This is a genomic window from Hydrogenophaga crocea, from assembly GCF_011388215.1.
In the GTDB taxonomy this organism is placed as follows: domain Bacteria; phylum Pseudomonadota; class Gammaproteobacteria; order Burkholderiales; family Burkholderiaceae_C; genus Hydrogenophaga; species Hydrogenophaga crocea.
Genome location: NZ_CP049989.1, coordinates 1780632 through 1799294, shown reverse-complemented (window position 1 = coordinate 1799294; position 18663 = coordinate 1780632). Strand labels below are relative to the sequence as shown.

At 70.5% G+C, this 18663-nt stretch carries 15 protein-coding genes; 5 read left to right on the top strand and 10 right to left on the bottom strand.

Annotated features, from left to right (window positions below; translation table 11 throughout):
* Positions 1–8: 8 nt before the first annotated feature.
* Positions 9–674: an arylesterase gene (locus G9Q37_RS08545; protein ID WP_166226789.1), complete on the bottom strand. Its 666-nt coding sequence runs from the start codon at positions 672–674 to the stop codon at positions 9–11.
* Between G9Q37_RS08545 and G9Q37_RS08540 the strand changes: the two genes are divergently transcribed.
* The gene (locus tag G9Q37_RS08540; RefSeq protein WP_166226788.1) at positions 673–1374 is read left to right on the top strand and encodes an ABC transporter ATP-binding protein; all 702 of its coding nucleotides are present in this window, start codon (positions 673–675) and stop codon (positions 1372–1374) included. The genes G9Q37_RS08545 and G9Q37_RS08540 overlap by 2 nt on opposite strands.
* 26 nt (positions 1375–1400) lie before the next feature.
* On the top strand, positions 1401–2168 hold the full coding sequence (gene rlmB, locus G9Q37_RS08535) for a 23S rRNA (guanosine(2251)-2'-O)-methyltransferase RlmB (RefSeq protein ID WP_166226787.1): 768 nt from the start codon (positions 1401–1403) through the stop codon (positions 2166–2168).
* 6 nt (positions 2169–2174) lie between these two features.
* Here the strand turns inward: rlmB and G9Q37_RS08530 are convergent, their stop codons facing one another.
* Entirely contained in the window at positions 2175–4811 is a 2637-nt protein-coding gene (locus tag G9Q37_RS08530; protein WP_166226786.1) for a [protein-PII] uridylyltransferase, read from the bottom strand.
* A 16-nt stretch (positions 4812–4827) separates the two neighbouring features.
* Entirely contained in the window at positions 4828–5679 is an 852-nt protein-coding gene (map, locus tag G9Q37_RS08525; protein ID WP_166226785.1) for a type I methionyl aminopeptidase, read from the bottom strand.
* Between the two features lie 131 nt (positions 5680–5810).
* On the opposite strand from map, the gene purL reads away from it, so the two are divergent.
* From purL to G9Q37_RS08510, 3 genes are read left to right on the top strand one after another with little or no spacing between them, the layout of a single operon-like run.
* Complete coding sequence (gene purL, locus G9Q37_RS08520) at positions 5811–9821, top strand: phosphoribosylformylglycinamidine synthase (protein WP_166226784.1); 4011 nt, start codon at positions 5811–5813, stop codon at positions 9819–9821.
* 15 nt (positions 9822–9836) lie between these two features.
* Complete coding sequence (locus G9Q37_RS08515) at positions 9837–10661, top strand: phytanoyl-CoA dioxygenase family protein (RefSeq protein WP_166226783.1); 825 nt, start codon at positions 9837–9839, stop codon at positions 10659–10661.
* An 18-nt stretch (positions 10662–10679) separates the two neighbouring features.
* A complete protein-coding gene (locus tag G9Q37_RS08510; RefSeq protein ID WP_166226782.1) occupies positions 10680–11594 on the top strand; it encodes a DUF808 domain-containing protein in 915 nt (304 codons plus the stop codon).
* Positions 11595–11608: 14 nt separating this feature from the next.
* On the opposite strand, the gene G9Q37_RS08505 is transcribed toward G9Q37_RS08510, so the two are convergent.
* The 7 genes from G9Q37_RS08505 to otnI all read right to left on the bottom strand — a co-directional run bounded on the left by G9Q37_RS08505 (position 11609) and on the right by otnI (position 18663).
* On the bottom strand, positions 11609–12370 hold the full coding sequence (locus G9Q37_RS08505) for an SDR family oxidoreductase (RefSeq protein WP_166226781.1): 762 nt from the start codon (positions 12368–12370) through the stop codon (positions 11609–11611).
* A 22-nt stretch (positions 12371–12392) separates the two neighbouring features.
* A complete protein-coding gene (locus G9Q37_RS08500) occupies positions 12393–13826 on the bottom strand; it encodes an aldehyde dehydrogenase family protein (RefSeq protein WP_166226780.1) in 1434 nt (477 codons plus the stop codon).
* Between the two features lie 10 nt (positions 13827–13836).
* Positions 13837–15165 carry a TRAP transporter large permease gene (locus G9Q37_RS08495; protein ID WP_166226779.1) on the bottom strand — a complete coding sequence of 443 codons (1329 nt, stop codon included), beginning with the start codon at positions 15163–15165 and terminating at the stop codon, positions 13837–13839.
* 31 nt (positions 15166–15196) lie between these two features.
* A complete protein-coding gene (locus G9Q37_RS08490; protein WP_166226778.1) occupies positions 15197–15688 on the bottom strand; it encodes a TRAP transporter small permease in 492 nt (163 codons plus the stop codon).
* Between the two features lie 119 nt (positions 15689–15807).
* Positions 15808–16779, bottom strand: a complete 972-nt coding sequence (locus tag G9Q37_RS08485) for a TRAP transporter substrate-binding protein (RefSeq protein WP_166226777.1) — start codon at positions 16777–16779, stop codon at positions 15808–15810.
* Positions 16780–16825: 46 nt separating this feature from the next.
* Complete coding sequence (denD, locus tag G9Q37_RS08480) at positions 16826–17854, bottom strand: D-erythronate dehydrogenase (protein ID WP_166226776.1); 1029 nt, start codon at positions 17852–17854, stop codon at positions 16826–16828.
* Positions 17851–18663, bottom strand: coding sequence for a 2-oxo-tetronate isomerase (gene otnI, locus G9Q37_RS08475; RefSeq protein ID WP_166226775.1), 813 nt, complete (start codon positions 18661–18663; stop codon positions 17851–17853). The genes denD and otnI overlap by 4 nt, the downstream gene beginning before the upstream one ends.

The following is an 18663-nucleotide window of genomic DNA, read 5'->3' as shown; positions in this document are numbered from 1 at the left end:
GGGGCGGATTATCCCGCCGCCACCAGCTTCCTCAGTTCGGGCCAGACCGTGTCGCGCATGATGGGCTGGGCCTTCTCGTTGGGGTGGATGCGGTCGCTCTGGAACAGCGCCAGCGGGTCGGCGAGGTCGGCCACGCCCTTGAGGAAGAAGGGCACGAGCGCGGCCTTCTCCTCGCGCGCCACGCTCACGAACAGTTCGCGGAACTCTTTGGCGTAGCTGGCACCGTAGTTGGGCGGCATGTCCATGCCCAGCAACAGCACACGCGCGCCCGCGGCCTTGGCCGCCCGGGCCATGGCTGCGAGGTTCTCGCGCGTCATGCTCAGGGGCAGCCCGCGCAGCGCGTCGTTGCCGCCGAGTTCGATGACCACCACCCGGGGCCGGTGCTGCTGGAGCAGCGCGGGCAGCCGTGAACGCCCGCCCGAGGTGGTGTCACCGCTCACGCTGGCATTGACCACCCGCGCGGCGAGTTTTTCGTCCGCGAGTTTCTGTTCGGTGAGCGCGACCCAGCCGCTGCCACGGCGCAGGCCGTACTCGGCGCTCAGCGAGTCGCCCACCACCAGCACCACCGGCGGGGCCTTGCCCTGGGCGTGCAGCGGGCCGGCCGGCCCCAGGGCCAGCGCGGCCAGCAGGCTCAGGCTAAAGTCGCGGCGGTTCGAATACAGGGATTGCTTCATGTCCGATGTGATGATTGCGGTCAGCCAGGTGTCCAAGTCGGTCACCGACTCCACAGGCACGCTGACCATTCTGCGGGATATCGATTTCACCGTGCGCCGCGGCGAAACGGTGGCCATCGTGGGCGCTTCGGGCTCGGGCAAGAGCACGCTGCTGTCCATCGTGGCGGGGTTGGATACGCCCACCCAAGGAACGGTTCACATCGACGGCACCGACCTGTTCGCGCTCGACGAAGACCGGCGCGCCGCGCTGCGCGCGGCCAAGGTGGGCTTCGTGTTCCAGAGCTTCCAGCTGCTGGCCAACCTCACCGCGCTCGAAAACGTGATGCTGCCGCTGGAGCTCGCGGGCCGGCGCGACGCGCGCGCCGCGGCCACTGCCATGCTGCAGCGCGTGGGTCTGGGCGAGCGCCTCGGCCACTACCCCAAGGTGCTCTCGGGCGGCGAGCAGCAGCGCGTGGCGCTGGCGCGCGCCTTCGTGGTGCGCCCGGCCGTGCTGCTGGCCGACGAGCCCACGGGCAGCCTCGACTTCGCCACCGGCGAGGCCGTGATGGCGCTGATGTTCGAGCTCAACCGCGAGCAGCAGACCACGCTGGTGCTGGTCACGCACGACCGCGGCATCGCGGCGCGCTGCGAGCGGCGCATCACGGTGGCGGCGGGGCGCGTGGCGGACATCAGCAGCGGCGCGGCCACCGCGGCCGCCTGAGCCGCCGGGGCGGGATAATCCCGCCCATGTCTTCTTCCCCCAAAGCCCCGTCCACCACCAAGGTCCTGTTCGGTTTCCACGCGGTGGGCGTGCGGCTCAAGACCGCACCCCAGAGCATTGTCGAGGTGTACTTCGAGAGCACCCGCCGCGACGCCCGCATGCGCCAGTTCATCGAGCGCGCGCGCGAAGCCAATGTGCGCCTGATCGAGGCCGATGGCCTGCGCCTGGCCAAGCTCGCGGGCAGCCACGGCCACCAGGGCGTGGCCGCGCGCGTGCTGCCGGTCGAGCAGGCGCGCTCGCTCGACGACCTGCTCGACCAGTTCGAAGGCACGGGCGAAGCCCCGTTGCTGCTGGTGCTCGACGGCGTGACCGATCCGCACAACCTCGGCGCCTGCCTGCGCGTGGCCGATGGCGCGGGCGCGCACGCGGTGATCGCGCCCAAGGACCACGCCGTGGGCCTGAACGCCACCGTGGCCAAGGTGGCCAGCGGCGCGGCCGAGACCGTTCCCTACTTCATGGTCACCAACCTCGCGCGCACCCTGAACGAACTCAAGGAACGCAACATCTGGGTCATCGGCACCAGCGACGACGCGCCCAAAACGGTCTACCAGGTCGACCTCAAGGGCCCGGTGGCCCTGGTGCTCGGCGCCGAAGGCCCGGGCATGCGGCAGCTCACGCGCAAGACCTGCGACGAGCTCGTGAGCATTCCCATGCGCGGCGCGGTCGAGAGCCTGAACGTGTCCGTGGCCAGCGGCGTGTGCCTCTACGAGGCCCTGCGGCAACGCACGGTGTGAGCCGGCTCAGCCGGCGTTGCCTTCGAGCGTTTCGAGCAGCTCGGTCTCGATCTCGATCTGGCGCTTGTTCACCTGCAGCGGCGCGCCGCTGATCAGGAAGGTGTCTTCCACGCGCTCGCCCAGCGTGGTGATCTTGGCGAGCTGCACGCTCACGCCGTGCTGCGCGAGCACGCGCGAGATGCCATAGAGCAGGCCCGCGCGGTCGCTCGCCGACACCGACAGCAGCCAGCGCTGGGCCTTGTCGTCGGGCCGCAGGTCCACGCGCGGGGTGATGGGGAAGTTCTTCACGCGCCGCGACAGCCGCCCCTTGGTGGGCGGCGGCAGCGGGCCGCGCGCGTCGATGATCTGTGCCAGCCGGTTTTCCACCATGGCCACGAGCTCGCGGTAGTGCTCGGCGAGCTCGGGCACCACCACCTGGAAGGTGTCGAGCGCATGGCCGGTGAGCGTGGTGTGCACGCGCGCGTCGAGGATGCTGAACTGCGACATGTCGAAGTAGCCGCAGATGCGCGCGAACAGCTCGGGCTGGTCGGGCGAGTACACCAGCACCTGCAGGCCCTCGCCCTCGGGCGACAGACGTGCGCGCACGATGCAGCGCTCGGGGTCGCGGTCGGCCTTGGCGAGCTCGCGCGTGAGCACGCGCGTGTGCCAGGCGATCTCGTCGGCCTGGTGGCGCATGAAGTAGCTCACGTCGAGCGTGTCCCACAGCGCCTTGTGCGCGTTGTGGGGCAGGGCGTGCAGCGCCACGAGTTGCAGCGCCTCGCGCTTGCGGCTTTCCACCTCGGCGCCCGGGTCGGGCGCGCGGCCGCCGAGCGCGCGCAGCGTGTAGCGGTACAGGTCTTCGAGCAGCTTGCCTTTCCAGGCGTTCCACACCTTGGGGCTGGTGCCGCGGATGTCGGCCACGGTGAGCAGGTACAGCGCGGTGAGGTAGCGCTCGTTGCCCACGCGCTGCGCGAAGGCCGCGATCACGTCGGGGTCGGACAGGTCGGCCTTCTGTGCGAGCCGGCTCATGGTGAGGTGCTCGGCCACCAGGAATTCGATGAGCCTGGCGTCTTCGCGCTCGATGCCGTGCTGGCGGCAGAACGTGCGCACGTCCTTCGCGCCGAGCTCGGAATGGTCGCCGCCGCGGCCCTTGGCGATGTCGTGGAACAGCGCCGCCGCGTAGAGGATCCAGGGCTTGTCCCAGCCCGCGGCCAGCTGCGAGCAGAACGGGTATTCGTGCGAGTGCTCGGCGATGAAGAAGCGGCGCACGTTGCGCAGCACCATCAGGATGTGCTGGTCCACGGTGTAGACGTGGAACAGGTCGTGCTGCATCTGGCCCACGATGTTGCGGAACACCCAGAGGTAGCGCCCCAGCACCGAGGTCTGGTTCATGAGCCGCATGGCGTGCGTGATGCCCTGCGGCTCCATGAGGATGCGGCGGAAGGTCTCGCGGTTGGCCGGGTCGCTGCGGAAACGTCCGTTCATGACGGCGCGCGCGTTGTAGAGCGCGCGCAGCGTGCGCGCCGACAGGCCCTTGATGCCGACCGTGGTCTGGTAGATGTGGAAGGTCTCGAGGATGGCGTGCGGCTGCTGCAGGTACAGGTTGTCGCTGGCCACCTCGAGCATGCCGCCCTTGTCGAAAAAGCGCTCGTTGATCGGGCGCAGGCGCTGCACGCCGGGCTCGGTGCTGGCCAGCCGCTCTTCGATGTTGAGCAGCAGGATCTGGTTGAGCTGGGTCACCGCCTTGGCGGCCCAGTAGTAGCGCTTCATGAGCGCTTCGCTCGCGCGGCGCGTGCCGCGCGGGTTGCTCTCGCCGGGGGCGGGCAGCTGCGCCTTGAAGCCGAAGGACTCGGCCACCGCGGTCTGCAGGTCGAACACCAGCCGGTCTTCGCGGCGCTTGGCCAGCAGGTGCAAGCGCGCGCGGATCAGGCTCAGCAGCGCCTCGTTGGCCTTGATCTGGCGCGCCTCGAGCGGCGTGGCCAGGCCGGTGCGCGCGAGTTCGTCCCAGCTGCGGCCCAGGCCCGCCGCCTTGGCCACCCAGAGGATGATCTGCAGGTCGCGCAGGCCGCCCGGGGACTCCTTGCAGTTGGGCTCGAGCGCATAGGGCGTGTTCTCGAACTTGTGGTGGCGCTGGCGCATCTCCAGCGTCTTGGCCACGAAGAAGGCCTTGGGGTCCATGGCCTCGCCCAGGCGGCGCACCAGGGTGTTGAAGCCCGCGCGGTGGCCGGTGATCAGCCGGCATTCGAGCAGCGAGGTCTGCACCGTCACGTCTTTTTCGGCCTCGGCCACGCACTCGTCCACGGTGCGCACGCTCGAGCCGATCTCCAGCCCCAGGTCCCAGCAGGCGCCGATGAAGCCTTCGATGCGGGCCTTGAGCTCGGCGTCGGCGTCGGGCTGGCAGCCGTCGGGCAGCAGCACCAGCACATCGACGTCGGAATGCGGGAACAGCTCGCCCCGGCCGAAGCCGCCCACCGCCACCAGCGCGAAGCGCGGGCCGAAGCCGGCGCGCTGCCACAGGGTCTGCAGCGTCTGGTCGGTCAGGCGCGCCAGGCGGCGCAGGGCCTGGCCGATGCCGCGCGTGGACGCGCCCGATTCGCCGATCTCGGCGAACAGCGCGGCCTTGTCGTTGCGGTAGCGCTGGCGCAGCGCGGCCAGGTCGTCCATGCCGCCGTCCCCCGGGTCAGGCGGGCACGCCGGCCTGCACCTGGGGGTTCAGCACGGCCGCGGTCACGAAGGCGGGCGGGGCGATGTTGCCGGCCGACCAGGTGAGCACTTCGTAGCCGGTGTCGGTGACCAGCACCGTGTGTTCCCATTGGGCCGAGAGCGAGCGGTCGCGCGTGACGATGGTCCAGCCATCGCCCATTTCCTTGATCTCGCGGCGGCCCGCGTTGATCATGGGCTCGATGGTGAAGGTCATGCCGGGCTTGAGTTCTTCGAGCGTGCCCGGGCGGCCGTAGTGCAGCACCTGCGGCTCTTCGTGGAAGCGCTGGCCGATGCCGTGGCCGCAGAACTCGCGCACCACCGAGTAGCCGTTGCCTTCGGCGTAGGCCTGGATGGCGTGGCCGATGTCGCCCAGGCGCACGCCGGGCTTGACCATCGCGATGCCCTTCCACATGGCCTCGAAGGTGACCTGGCAGAGCCGGCGCGCCTGCACCGTGGCCGCGGCCTCGCCGCCGATCAGGAACATGCGGCTGTTGTCGCCGTACCAGCCCTCGGGCGTGATCACGGTGACGTCGACGTTGAGGATGTCGCCCTTCTTGAGCGGCTTGTCGTTGGGGATGCCGTGGCACACCACGTGGTTGATCGAGGTGCACAGGTGGCCCGGGTAGGGCGGATAGCCCGCGGGCTGGTAGCCGATGGTGGCCGACACCGTGCCCTGTTGCTTCATGTACTCGGCCGCGAGGCGGTCGATCTCGAGCGTGGTGACGCCGGGCTGGATCAGCGGCGTGAGGTAGTCCAGCACTTCGGAGGCGAGGCGGCACGCGGTGCGCATGCCCTCGATGCCGGCGGCGTCCTTGTAGGTGATGCTCATGGCGCCGGATTATCCCACCGGACCCCGCCCGGGGGCCGCCCGCTGGCCGATCGCCATGGAGGCCGCCGGGTAAAATCGCCGGCTTTCCACCGCCCCGCCCGCGGGTGGTTCAACGCACCTCAGGCCCCACCGTGTCCCTGCACCTGCGCACCTTCGATGGCGGTCACGCCATCAGCGACTTCAAAGTCCAGCAGCTCCTCCCCCAGCTCCAAGCCATCCACGACAAGATCGTCGGCCTCAGCGCGCGCTTCGTGCACCTGGCGGCCTTCGACGCCGCGCCCGACGCCGCCACCGCGCAGCGCCTGGGCGAGCTGCTCACCTACGGCGAACCGGTGCAGGCCGAACACCTGCAACTCGAAGCCGCGGGCGCGCCCGCGCTGCTCGTGATGCCGCGCCTGGGCACGGTCTCGCCCTGGGCCTCCAAGGCCACCGACATCGCGCGCAACTGCGGCCTGGTGGTGCACCGTGTGGAGCGGCTGGTGGAGTACCGGCTCGCGCTCAAGAGCGGTCTGCTGGGCGGCAAGCCCACGCTCACGCCCGAGCAGCGCTGGGCCGTGGCCGGCCTGCTGCACGACCGCATGACCGAGGCCGTGGTGGCCACGCGCGACGAGGCGCAGGCCCTGTTCACCGAGCTGCAGGCCGCGCCCATGGAGCGGGTGGACGTGCTGGGCGGCGGCCGCGCCGAACTCGAGCGCGCCAACACCGCCTGGGGCCTGGCCCTGGCCGACGACGAGATCCAGTACCTGATCGACGCCTTCACCGGCCTGGGCCGCAACCCGACCGACGTCGAACTGATGATGTTCGCGCAGGCCAACAGCGAGCACTGCCGCCACAAGATCTTCAACGCCCAGTTCACCATCGACGGCGTGCCGCAGGACAAGAGCCTGTTCGGCATGATCCGCAACACCCACCAGAAGAGCCCGCAGCACACCGTGGTGGCCTACGCCGACAACGCCTCGGTGATGGAAGGCCACGCGGTTCAGCGCTTCAGCGCCCGCGACGACGGCCAGGGCGCGCCCCTGTACCGCAGCGAAGCGGTCACGCAGCACGTGCTCATGAAGGTGGAAACGCACAACCACCCCACGGCCATCTCGCCCTTCCCGGGCGCGTCCACCGGCGCGGGCGGCGAGATCCGCGACGAAGGCGCCACCGGCCGCGGCGCCAAGCCCAAGGCCGGCCTCACCGGCTTTTCGGTGGGCAAGCTCTGGGGCGGCCTGAGCGACCAGGCGGGCGGCAAGCCCGAGCACATCGCGAGCCCGCTGCAGATCATGACCGAGGGCCCGCTGGGCGGCGCGGCCTTCAACAACGAGTTCGGCCGGCCCAACCTGCTCGGCTACTTCCGCGAGTACGAGCAGCAGGTCGACGGCGTGCAGCGCGGCTACCACAAGCCCATCATGATCGCGGGCGGCGTGGGCACCATCGACGCGCGCCTCACGCACAAGGTGCTCTTCCCCGCGGGCACGCTGCTGATCCAGCTCGGCGGCCCGGGCATGAAGATCGGCATGGGCGGCGGCGCGGCCAGCTCCATGGCCACCGGCACCAACGCCGCCTCGCTCGACTTCGACTCCGTGCAGCGCGGCAACCCCGAGATCGAGCGCCGCGCACAGGAGGTCATCAACCACTGCTGGGCGCAGGGCGAGGCCAACCCCATCCTGGCGATCCACGACGTGGGCGCGGGCGGCCTGTCCAACGCCTTCCCCGAGATCACCAACGACGCCGGCCGCGGCGCGCGCTTCGACCTGCGCGCCGTGCCGCTCGAAGAGAGCGGCCTCGCGCCCAAGGAAATCTGGTGCAACGAAAGCCAGGAGCGCTACGTGCTCGCGATCGCGCCCGAATCGCTGCCGCAGTTCCAGGCCTTCTGCGAGCGCGAGCGCTGCCCCTTCGCGGTGGTGGGCGTGGCCACCGAAGAACGCCAGCTGCGCCTGGTGGACGAGGGCGCCGACAGCCCCGTGGACATGCCCATGGACGTGCTGCTGGGCAAGCCGCCCAAGATGCACCGCGACGTGAAGACCGTGGCGCGCCAATCGCCCGCGATCGACCTGACCGGCGTGGACCTGCAGCAAAGCGTCATCAACGTGCTGAGCCACCCCACGGTGGCGTCCAAGCGCTTCCTCATCACCATCGGCGACCGCACCGTGGGCGGTCTGAGCCACCGCGACCAGATGGTCGGCCCCTGGCAGGTGCCCGTGGCCGACTGCGCCGTGACCCTGGCCGACCACGCGGGCTTCGCGGGCGAGGCCATGAGCATGGGCGAGCGCACGCCGCTGGCCGCCACCGACGCCGCGGCCTCGGGCCGCATGGCCGTGGCAGAAGCCATCACCAACCTGCTGGCCGCGCCCATCGAACTGCCGCGCGTGAAGCTCTCGGCGAACTGGATGGCCGCCTGCGGCGAGCCCGGTGAAGACGCCGCGCTGTACGCCACGGTCAAGGCCGTGGGCATGGAGCTGTGCCCGGCGCTGGGCGTGTCCATTCCCGTGGGCAAGGACAGCCTGTCCATGCGCACCCAGTGGCAGGCCGACGGCCAGACCAGGAAAGTCACCGCGCCGGTGAGCCTGATCGTGAGCGCTTTCGCCTCGCTCGCCGACGTGCGCGGCACGCTCACGCCGCAGCTCAACCGCGACATCGACGACACCACGCTGGTGCTGATCGACCTCGGCAAGGGCCGCAAGCGCCTGGGCGGCAGCATCCTCGCGCAGACCCTGGGCCACCCGGGCGGCGAGGTGCCCGACCTCGACGACCCGCAGGATCTCGTGAACCTGGTGAACGCGGTGAACGCGCTGCGCGCGCAGGGCCGCATCCTCGCTTACCACGACCGCAGCGACGGCGGCCTGCTCGCCGCCGTGGCCGAGATGGCCTTCGCGGGGCAGGTGGGCGTGGCGCTCAACGTCGACCAGCTCGTCACCGAAGGCGACGGCATCAGCGACAGCCGCGCCGACTTCGGCGACGCCAAGAACTGGAGCACCCAGGTCAGCGCGCGCCGCGAAGAGCTCACGCTGCGGGCCCTGTTCAACGAAGAACTGGGCGTGGTCCTGCAGGTGCGCACCGGGCAGCGCAACGAGGTCATGCAGGTGCTGCGCGAGCACGGTCTGTCGAAGTTCAGCCACTTCGTGGGCAAGACGCGGCCGCTGCAATCGGCCATCGACGCCGGCAAGGGCGAGCTGCAGGTGTGGCGCGACACCAAGGCCGTGTTCAGCGCGAAGCTGGCCGACCTGCAGCAGGTCTGGGACAGCGTGAGCTGGAAGATCAACCAGCGGCGCGACAACCCCGCCTGCGCCGACGCCGAACACGCCGCCGCCGGCGACCCCAACGACCCCGGCCTGCACACCCACCTCACCTTCGACCCGGCCGAAGACGTGGCCGCGCCCTTCCTGAACCTCTCGCGCCCCAAGGTCGCGATCCTGCGCGAGCAGGGCGTGAACTCGCACGTGGAAATGGCCTGGTGCTTCACCCAGGCCGGCTTCGACGCGCTCGACGTGCACATGACCGACCTGCAGAGCGGCCGCGCCAAGCTCGAGGACGTGCGCGGCGTGGTGGCCTGCGGCGGCTTCAGCTACGGCGACACGCTGGGCGCGGGCATCGGCTGGGCGCGCTCCATCACCTTCAACCCGGTGCTGTCCGAGCAGTTCCAGGCCTTCTTCGCGCGCCCCGACACCTTCGGTCTGGGCGTGTGCAACGGCTGCCAGATGTTCGCCGAGCTGGCCGACATCATCCCCGGCGCCGAGGCCTGGCCGCGCTTCACCACCAACCAGAGCGAGCGCTTCGAGGCCCGCCTCTCGCTGGTCGAGGTGCTCGACTCGCCCAGCCTGTTCTTCCAGGGCATGGCCGGCACGCGCCTGCCCATCGCCGTGGCGCACGGCGAGGGCCATGCCAATTTCCGCCACCGCGGCGACCCGGCCAAGGCCATTGCGGCCATGCGCTACGTGGACAACACCGGCGCGCCCACCGAGCGCTACCCGTTCAACCCCAACGGCAGCCCGGGCGGCCTCACGTCCGTCACCACCGCCGACGGCCGCTTCACCGCGCTCATGCCGCACCCCGAGCGCGTGTTCCGCAACGTGCTCATGAGCTGGACCGACCAGGACACCTCGGCCCACAGCGGCTGGATGCGCATGTGGCGCAACGCGCGCCGCTGGGTCGGCTGACGGTGGGCTGAACCCATGCCGCGCGCCCACCCGCTCGACGCCGCCACCGTGACCGCCTACGCGCGCGACGGCGCGGTGGTGCTGCGCGGGGTGCTCAACGCGCAGGAGTTGCAGCGGCTCGAAGCCGGCATCGAGCACAACCTGGCCCACCTGAGCCCGCTGGCCTTGGTGGCCAGCGAGCCCGACGACCCGGGCCGCTTCGTCGAAGACTTCTGCACCTGGCAGGCCAACGCCGACTACGCCCACGTGCTGCGCGAATCGTCGCTGCCGCACGTGGCGGCGCAGCTCATGGGCAGCCGCAGCGCGCGGCTCTACCACGACCACCTGCTCGTGAAAGAGCCCGGCACGCGCCAGCCCACGCCCTGGCACCAGGACCAGCCCTACTACAACGTGGACGGCGCGCAGAACGTGAGCTTCTGGATCCCGGTCGACCCGGTGCCGCTGGCGAGCACGCTGCGCTTCGTGGCCGGCTCGCACCGCGGCACCTGGTACATGCCGCGCACCTTCCGCGACCAGCAGGCCAAGTGGTTCCCCGAAGGCTCGCTGGCCGAACTGCCGCCGATCGAGGCCGAGCCGCAGGCCTGGCCGCAACTGGCCTGGGCGCTCGAACCCGGCGACTGCGTGGCCTTCCACATGCTCGCGCTGCACGCCTCCAGCGGCACCGGCCCGGGCGCACGCCGGCGCGTGTTCTCGGCCCGCTACCTGGGCGACGACAGCGTGCACGCGCCGCGCCGCTGGCGCACCTCGCCGCCGTTCCCGGGCCTGGAACAGCGCCTGCCCGCGGGCGCGGCGATGGACGATCCGCTCTTTCCCCTGGTCTGGCCGCCTGCGCCCGGCTGAACCCCAACGGAGCCCCCCATGGCCACCAGCCTGCTCGCGCTGCTCGACGACATCGCCACATTGCTCGACGACGTGTCGGTGATGACCAAGGTGGCGGCCAAGAAGACCGCGGGGGTGCTGGGCGACGACCTGGCGCTCAACGCGCAGCAGGTCACGGGCGTGAAGGCTGACCGCGAACTGCCCGTGGTGTGGGCCGTGGCCAAGGGCTCGTTCGTGAACAAGGCCATCCTGGTGCCGGCGGCGCTGCTGATCAGCGCCTTCATGCCGGTGCTCATCACGCCGCTGCTCATGCTCGGCGGCCTGTTCCTGTGCTTCGAGGGCGTGGAGAAGCTGATGCACAGCCTCGGCGCACACAAGGCCGAGGACACGAAGCACCACGACGAGCTCGCGCGCGCCGTGGCCAACGAGCAGCTCGACCTCGTGGCCTACGAGCGCGAGAAGATCAAGGGCGCCGTGCGCACCGACTTCATCCTCTCGGCCGAGATCATCGTGATCAGCCTGGGCACCGTGGCCAGCGCCACCATGGGCCAGCGCGTGGCCGTGCTGGTGGGCATCTCGGTGCTCATGACGGTGGGCGTCTACGGCCTGGTGGCGGGCATCGTGAAGCTCGACGACCTGGGCCTGCGCCTGAACCGCCAGGCCCAGGCCTGGAAGCAGGCGCTGGGTCGCGGCATCCTGGCCTTTGCGCCCTGGCTCATGAAGGCGCTGTCGGTGCTGGGCACGGCCGCCATGTTCCTCGTGGGCGGCGGCATCCTGCTGCACGGGCTGCCGCTGCTCGCGCACGGCGTCGAGGCCATGGCCGAAAGCCTGGGCTGGCTCGGCGCCTTCGTGCCCAGCCTCGCGGGCGCGCTCGTGGGCGTGGCCGCGGGCGCGGTGGTGGTGGCCGTGGTGGCGCTGCTCAAGCGACTGCGCGGCGGGCCGCGGCCCGCCTGAGCCGCGTTGTCAGCTCAGACACATCTGCCGCCGTCCACCTCGAGGCACACGCCCGAAATGAACGCGGCCTCGTCGCTGGCCAGGTAGAGCACCGCGTTGCCCACGTCTTCGGGCGTGGAGAAGCGCCCCAGGGGAATCGTGCTGCGGAACTTGGCCAGGCGCTCGTCGGTGAGCTCGCCGCCCGCGAACGAGGCGCCCAGGCCGGTGAAGGGGTTCATCACCGGGTTCACGCAGTTCACGCGAATGTTGTCGGCGCCGAACTCGGCCGCCAGCGACTTGCTGGTGATGATCACCGCACCCTTGGAGCCGTTGTACCAGGTGAGCCCGGGCCGGGGCCGCACGCCCGCGGTGGACGCGATGTTGATGAAGGCCCCGCCGCCGTGGGCGCGGAACACCGGCACCGCGTGCAACGCGCTCAGGTAGATGCTCTTCACGTTGACCGCGTAGCAGCGGTCGAACTCTTCTTCGCTCACGTCGAGCGCGGGCTGGTTCTTGTGGGTCCAGCCGGCGTTGTTCACCACCACGTCGAGCCGGCCGTGGCGCTGCACCGCGGCCTGCACCAGGGCCTTCACGTCGTCGCTGCGCGTCACGTCGGCCGCGAAGAAGCTCGCGCGGCCGCCGCGCGCCACGATGTCGGCCACCACGCGCTCGCCGCCGGCCACGTTGACGTCGTTGACGATGACCTGCGCGCCTTCGGCCGCGAGCCGGTGCGCAATGCCTTCGCCGATGCCGCTGCCGGCGCCGGTGACGATGATGGATTTGTCTTTCACGCGCATGCGATGGGTCTCCTGAAGGGGGTCAGCCGTGGCGGATCGCCACGGTCTTGAGGGTGGTGAAGCCGAGCAGGGCCTCGAAGCCTTTTTCGCGGCCATGGCCGCTGGAGCGCACCCCGCCGAAGGGCAGCTCCACGCCGCCGCCGGCGCCGTAGTTGTTGATGAAGACCTGGCCGGCCTTCACGCGCCGCGCCATGCGCAGCTGGCGGCCGCCGTCGCGGGTCCACACGCCGGCCACCAGGCCGAAGGCCGTGCCGTTGGCCAGGCGCACCGCCTCGTCCTCGCCGTCGAAGGGCATGGCCGCGAGCACCGGGCCGAACACCTCTTCCTGGGCGAGCCGGTGCTGCGGCGGCACGTCGCGCACCAGCGTGGGCGCGGCGTAGTAGCCGTGTTCGCTGGCCTCGGCCACCACCTGGCCCTGGGCCACGATGGGCAGGCCGTCGCGGCGCACCTCGTCGAGGAAGCCGCGCACGCGTTCGAGCTGGGTCTGGCGGATCAGCGGGCCGAGGTCGAGGTCGGCCGCGGGCGGGCCGGCGCGCAGGCCCCGGAAGGCCTCGCCCAGGCGCTGCAGCAGCGGCTCGTACAGGCCGCGCTGCACCAGCAGGCGCGAGCCCGCGCTGCAGGTCTGGCCGCTGTTCTGCACGATGGCGTTGACGATGAAGGGAATGGCCGCGTCCACGTCGGCGTCGTCGAACACGATCTGCGGACCCTTGCCGCCGAGCTCGAGCGTGACCGGGCAGTGCCGCTCGGCCGCGGCCTGCTGGATGAGCGTGCCCACGCGCGGGCTGCCGGTGAAGCTGATGTGGTCGATGCCCGGGTGGCGCGCGAGCGCGTCGCCCACCTCGTGCCCGTAGCCGGTGACGATGTTGATCGCCCCCGCGGGAAAGCCCACCTCGGCCGCGAGCTCGGCCACGCGCAGCAGCGACAGGCAGGCGTCTTCGGACGGCTTGACCACGCACACGTTGCCCGCCGCGAGCGCGCCGCCCACGCTGCGCCCGAAGATCTGCATCGGGTAGTTCCAGGGGATCACGTGGCCCGTGACCCCGTGCGGCTCGCGCCAGGTGAGCACGCTGTAGCCGTCGAGGTAGGGAATGGTGTGGCCGTGCAGCTTGTCGCCGGCGCCGCCGTAGAACTCGAAGTAGCGCACCAGCGCGAGCGCGTCGGCGCGCGCCTGCTTGGTGGGCTTGCCGCAGTCGCGCTGCTCGATGGCGGCAAGCTCGTCGGCGTGCTGGGCGACCTTGTCGGCCAACTTGAACAGCAGCCGGCCGCGCTCGGCCGCGCTGAGCTTGCCCCAGGGGCCGGCCAGGCATTCGCGCGCGGCCCGCACCGCGGCGTCGAGGTCGGCCGCGTTGCCGCGCTCCAGGGTGTCGTAGGCCTGGCCGGTGGCCGGGTCGGTCACTGGCAGGGTCTGGCCCGAGGCGCTGCGCACGCCGCGGTTGTTGATGAAGTGCAAGGCCATGGGGCTTTCCTCACTGCGGGCCGATGGCCGGGGCCGGGCCCACGGGCATGACCGCGGGCGGTTTGTGGAACACCATGTCGCGCAGCGTGAGCGACACCGCGGGCACGTAGGTGATGACCATCAGGCAGCCGATGATCACGAGCACGAAGGGCACCAGGTGCTTGATCATGCGGTCGAGCGAGATGCGCGCCACCGTGGCGGCGGCGAACAGGTTCACGCCGAAGGGCGGGGTGATCATGCCCAGCGCCAGGTTGACGACCATGATCATGCCGAAGTGCACCGGGTCGACACCGAAGTGGATCGCCACCGGCACGAGGATGGGCGCGAGCACGATGATGGCGGCCGAGGTCTCGATGAACATGTCGATGACGAACAGCGCGGCGTTCACGCCCAGCAGGAACCAGCCGGGCGACTGCAGCACCTCCTTGAGCCACATCCCGATGGCGTCGGGGATGCCGGCGCGCGTGATGAGGAAGGCGAACAGGCCCGCGTTGGCGATGATGAACATGATCACCGCGCTCGAGATCACCGACTTGCGGAACACCGGCACCAGGTCCTTGAAGCCCAGCTCGCGGTGGATGCCCATGCCCACGATCAGCGCGTAGAACACCGCGATCACCGAGGCCTCGGTGGGCGTGAACACGCCGCCGTAGATGCCGCCCAGGATGATCACCGGCATCAGCAGCGCCCAGCCCGCTTCGATGGTGGCGCGGCCCACGGGCAGGCGGCCGTCGCCGTCGTTCTTGCCCAGGCCCTTGAAGCGGCACCACAGGTGCACGAACACCATGAGGGTGATGCCGATGAACAGGCCCGGCACCACGCCCGCGATGAACAGCTCGCCGATGGACACCTCGGCCGACACGCCGAACAGGATCATGGGAATGGAGGGCGGGATGATCACGCCCAGCTCCGCCGACGTGGCCTGCAGCGAGGCCGCGTAGCCCGTGGGGTAGCCGTGCTTGATGAGCGCGGGGATCAGGATCGCGCCGATGGCGAAGGTGGTGGCCACCGACGAGCCCGACACCGCCGCGAAGATCATGCAGGTGAGCACGCAGGTCATGGGCAGGCCGCCCTGCACGCCGCCCACCAGCGACTTGGCGAAGTTCACCAGGCGGCGCGAGATGCCGCCGGTTTCCATGAGGTTGCCCGCGAGGATGAAGAAGGGGATGGCCGCGAGCGGGAATTTGTCGATCGCGGTGAACATCTCCTTGGGCACCAGGATCAGCTTGCTGCTGTCGAAGATGGCCAGGCCGAGGATGGCGGAGCCGCCGATGGCGACCGCGATGGAGATGCTGAAGGCAAAGCCCAGCAGCATCGTGACGAGGAGGGTGAGGGACATGGTGCGGACCTGTGGGGCTTGACCGTGGCGCTTACTGCGCGGTGGCGAGTTCTTCGTTCTGCGGGTCGATGTGGTGCGCGATCACGGCCACCACGGCGAGCGCCGCGCCCACCGGCAGCGCCGCGTAGGCCCAGCCCATGGACAGGTCCATGCTCGCGAAGGTCTGGAAGCGCACGCGCACGACGAGGTCGATGCCGAACCAGATCAGCACGCTCAGGAACGCGAGGTTGACCAGGGTGATGGTCCAGCGCACCACCTGCCGCCAGGCGCCGCGCGACAGGCGCAGCATCAGATCGACCGACACCAGCGCGCCCTGGCGCAGCGAGGCGACCACGCCCAGCATCACCATCCAGATCAGCAGCCGGCGCATCGATTCCTCCGTCCAGGTGGACGGCTGCGACAGCACGAAGCGGCTGGTGACCTGCCACAGGCCCAGGCAGGAGATGACGGCCAGCAGCAGACAGGCCGTGTACAGGCACAGCCCCGTGAGCCAACGGTCCAGGTGGAGGATGAGTGACTTCATGAAAACCTCAGAGAGCAAACCAACCCAGGTGAGAACGCCGCGGATCCGGCTCCGCCGGTCCGCAGGCGTTGCCCCCCTGGGGGGGTGACGGCCCCGCCAGGGGCCGGCGCAGGGGGGGGTTACTTGACCGCCTGGATCGCCGCGATCTTGTCGGCGCCGAATTCCTTGGCGTACTGCTGGTAGGCCGGGGCCACCGCCTTGCGGAAGCTTTCGCCGTTGACCTGCTTGACCACCTGCATGCCGTCTTTTTCGAGCTGGGCGATGCCGTTGGCCTCGTCGTCGTTGACCTTCTTGCGCTGCGCGGCGGCGGCCTTCTTGCCGGCCTCGAGGAAGACCTGCTTGTCGGCGGCGGAGAGCTTGTTCCACACCGCGGGCGAGAGGATCAGCGCGGCCGGCGAGTACACGTGGCCGGTGAGCGAGAGGTGCTTCTGCACCTGCGAGAACTTGGACGACAGGATCACCGGGATCGGGTTCTCCTGGCCGTCCACCGTGCCCTGCTGCAGCGCGGTGAACAGCTCGGGGAAGGGCATGGGCGTGGGCAGGATGCCGAAGGTCTTGTAGCCGTCCATGTGCACCTTGTTCTCCATGGTGCGCATCTTCAGGCCGCTGGCGTCGCTGGCCTGGTTGATGGCCCGCTTGCTGTTGGTCATGTGGCGGAAGCCGTTCTCCGTCCAGGCCAGGTTCACCAGGCCCTTGGCTTCCATCTTCTTGCTCAGGTCCTGGCCGATCGGGCCGTCCATGACTTTGCGCGCATGGTCGTAGTCGCGGAACAGGAAGGGGATGTCCACGATCTTGACCTCGGGCACGAAGTTGCCCAGCGGGCCGGTCGAGGTGTTGACCAGATCTTGCGTGCCGAGCTGCACGGCCTCGATCTGCTCGCGTTCGCCGCCGAGCGCCGAGTTGGGGAACTGCTGGCACTTGTAGCGGCCTTGCGTGCCCTTCTCGATCTCGTCGCAGAAGGTCGTGGAGCCCACGCCGTAGTGCGAGGTGACGGCGGTGGCGTAGCCGATCTTGAGGACCGTCTGGGCCTGCACGCCGCTGGCGGCGAACAGGGCGGCCAGGGCCACGGGGGTGAGCAGCTGTTTCATCATGCGTTTGTCTCCTTGGGGTGGGTCACGGAACGGGGATCGGGGGTGGTCAGCGCGCGGGAGTCGGCCGTGGGCGCGCTGCCGGCAGGGTCACGGCATCGGGGTGGTCCTGCGCGTACTGGCGCAGAACGGCATGGAAGTCGGGGTCGGCCTTGAGGCCCAGGGCGCGGGCGCGCGCGCTGTCGAAGCGCGCCGGCCAGCCGGCCACGATGCGCGCGGTGGCGGCGTCGGGCTCGTGGCCCACGAGCGCGGTGGCTTCGGGGCCGGCGAAGGCGGCCAGGGCGTCGAGCATGTCGCGCACGCGCAGGCTGAGCGCAGGCAGGTTGATCGCGGTGCGGCCGCCGAAGGCCTCGCGGCTGGCTTCGGCCACGGCCACGATGCCCGCGATGGTGGTGGCCGGCGAGGACAGCGCCACCGGCGTGTCCAGCGGCACCGGGCAGTTGCTGGGCTGGCCCGCGAGCGGTTCGCGCAGCATGCCCGAGAGAAAGCCCGAGGCCGCGCCGTTGGGCTGGCCCGGGCGCACCGAGACCGTCATGAGGCGCGCGGCGCGGCCGTCGATGAAGCCCTTGCGCGTGTAGTCGGCCACCAGCTGTTCGCACACGAACTTGTGGATGCCGTAGCTCGATTGCGGCGTGGGCAGGGTTTCGTCGGTGACCACCGCGGGCAGCGGCAGCGCCGGGTCGCTGCCGTAGACGGCGACCGAGCTGGAGAAGAAAAAGACCGGCGCGGCGTGACCCGCCACCGTCTGTGCGCGGCAGGCGTCGAGCAGGCGGCGCGTGGTGTCGAGGTTGGCGTGCAGGCCGAGCTCGAAGTTGGCCTCGCACTCGCCCGACACGGCCGAAGCCAGGTGGAACACCGCGTCCCAGCGCGTGGCGAACAGCGCGGGGATGTTGGCGAGCAGGTCGCCCGTGTGCGTGGCCACGCGCGCATCGGCCGTGAGCGTGGCGTCGCGCGGGGCATAGAGGTCGGCCAGCATCAGGCGTTCGATGCGCTGGCCGCGCAGCTGGCCGCGCTGCAGCAGCTCGCGCGCGAGCCGGCTGCCCAGGAAACCGGCGCCGCCGGTGATGAGGATGTTCATGCAGAAGCCTTTGCGGTTTGTCGTGCGCGCCAGTCGCGCAGCCAGCCCAGGCCGGCGCTGGTGCCGGCGCGCGGGCGGTATTCGCAGCCCACGAAGCCCGTGTAGCCCAGGGCATCGAGGCGCTCGAACAGGTGCGGGTGGTGGATCTCGCCGGTGTCGGGCTCGTGCCGGTCGGGCACGCCCGCGATCTGGATGTGGCCCACCCCGCCGATGTGGCGTTCGAGCCGGCGCGTGAGGTCGCCCTCGCTGATCTGGCAGTGGTAGAAGTCCATCTGCACCTTCAGGTTGGGCGCGCCCACCTCGGCCACGAGATCGTGCGCCTGCTGCTGCGTGGTGAGGAAGTAGCCCGGCACGTCGCGGCCGTTGAGCGGTTCGATCAGCACCGTGATGCCGTGCTCGGCGGCGCGCTCGGCCGCGTGGCGCAGGTTGGCCACGCAGGTGGCGTGCAGGCGTGCGCGCAGCGCGGCGTCGGCGCCCGCGGGCACCAGGCCCGACATGGCGTGCAGGCGCTGGCAGCCCAGGGCCTGGGCGTAGCGCAGCGCGGTGTCCAGGTGGGCGCGGAACTCGGCCTCGCGGCCGGGCAGCGCGGCCATGCCGCGCTCGCCCGCGTCCCAGTCGCCCGGGGGCATGTTGAACAGCGCCTGGGTGAGGCCGTGGGCGCGCAGCTGCGCCGCGATGGCGTCGGCGTCGAAGGCGTAGGGGAAAAGGAATTCCACCGCGTCGAAGCCATCGGCGGCGGCGGCGGCGAAGCGCTCCATGAAGGGCACTTCGGTGTACATCAGCGTGAGGTTGGCGGCGAAGCGGGGCAT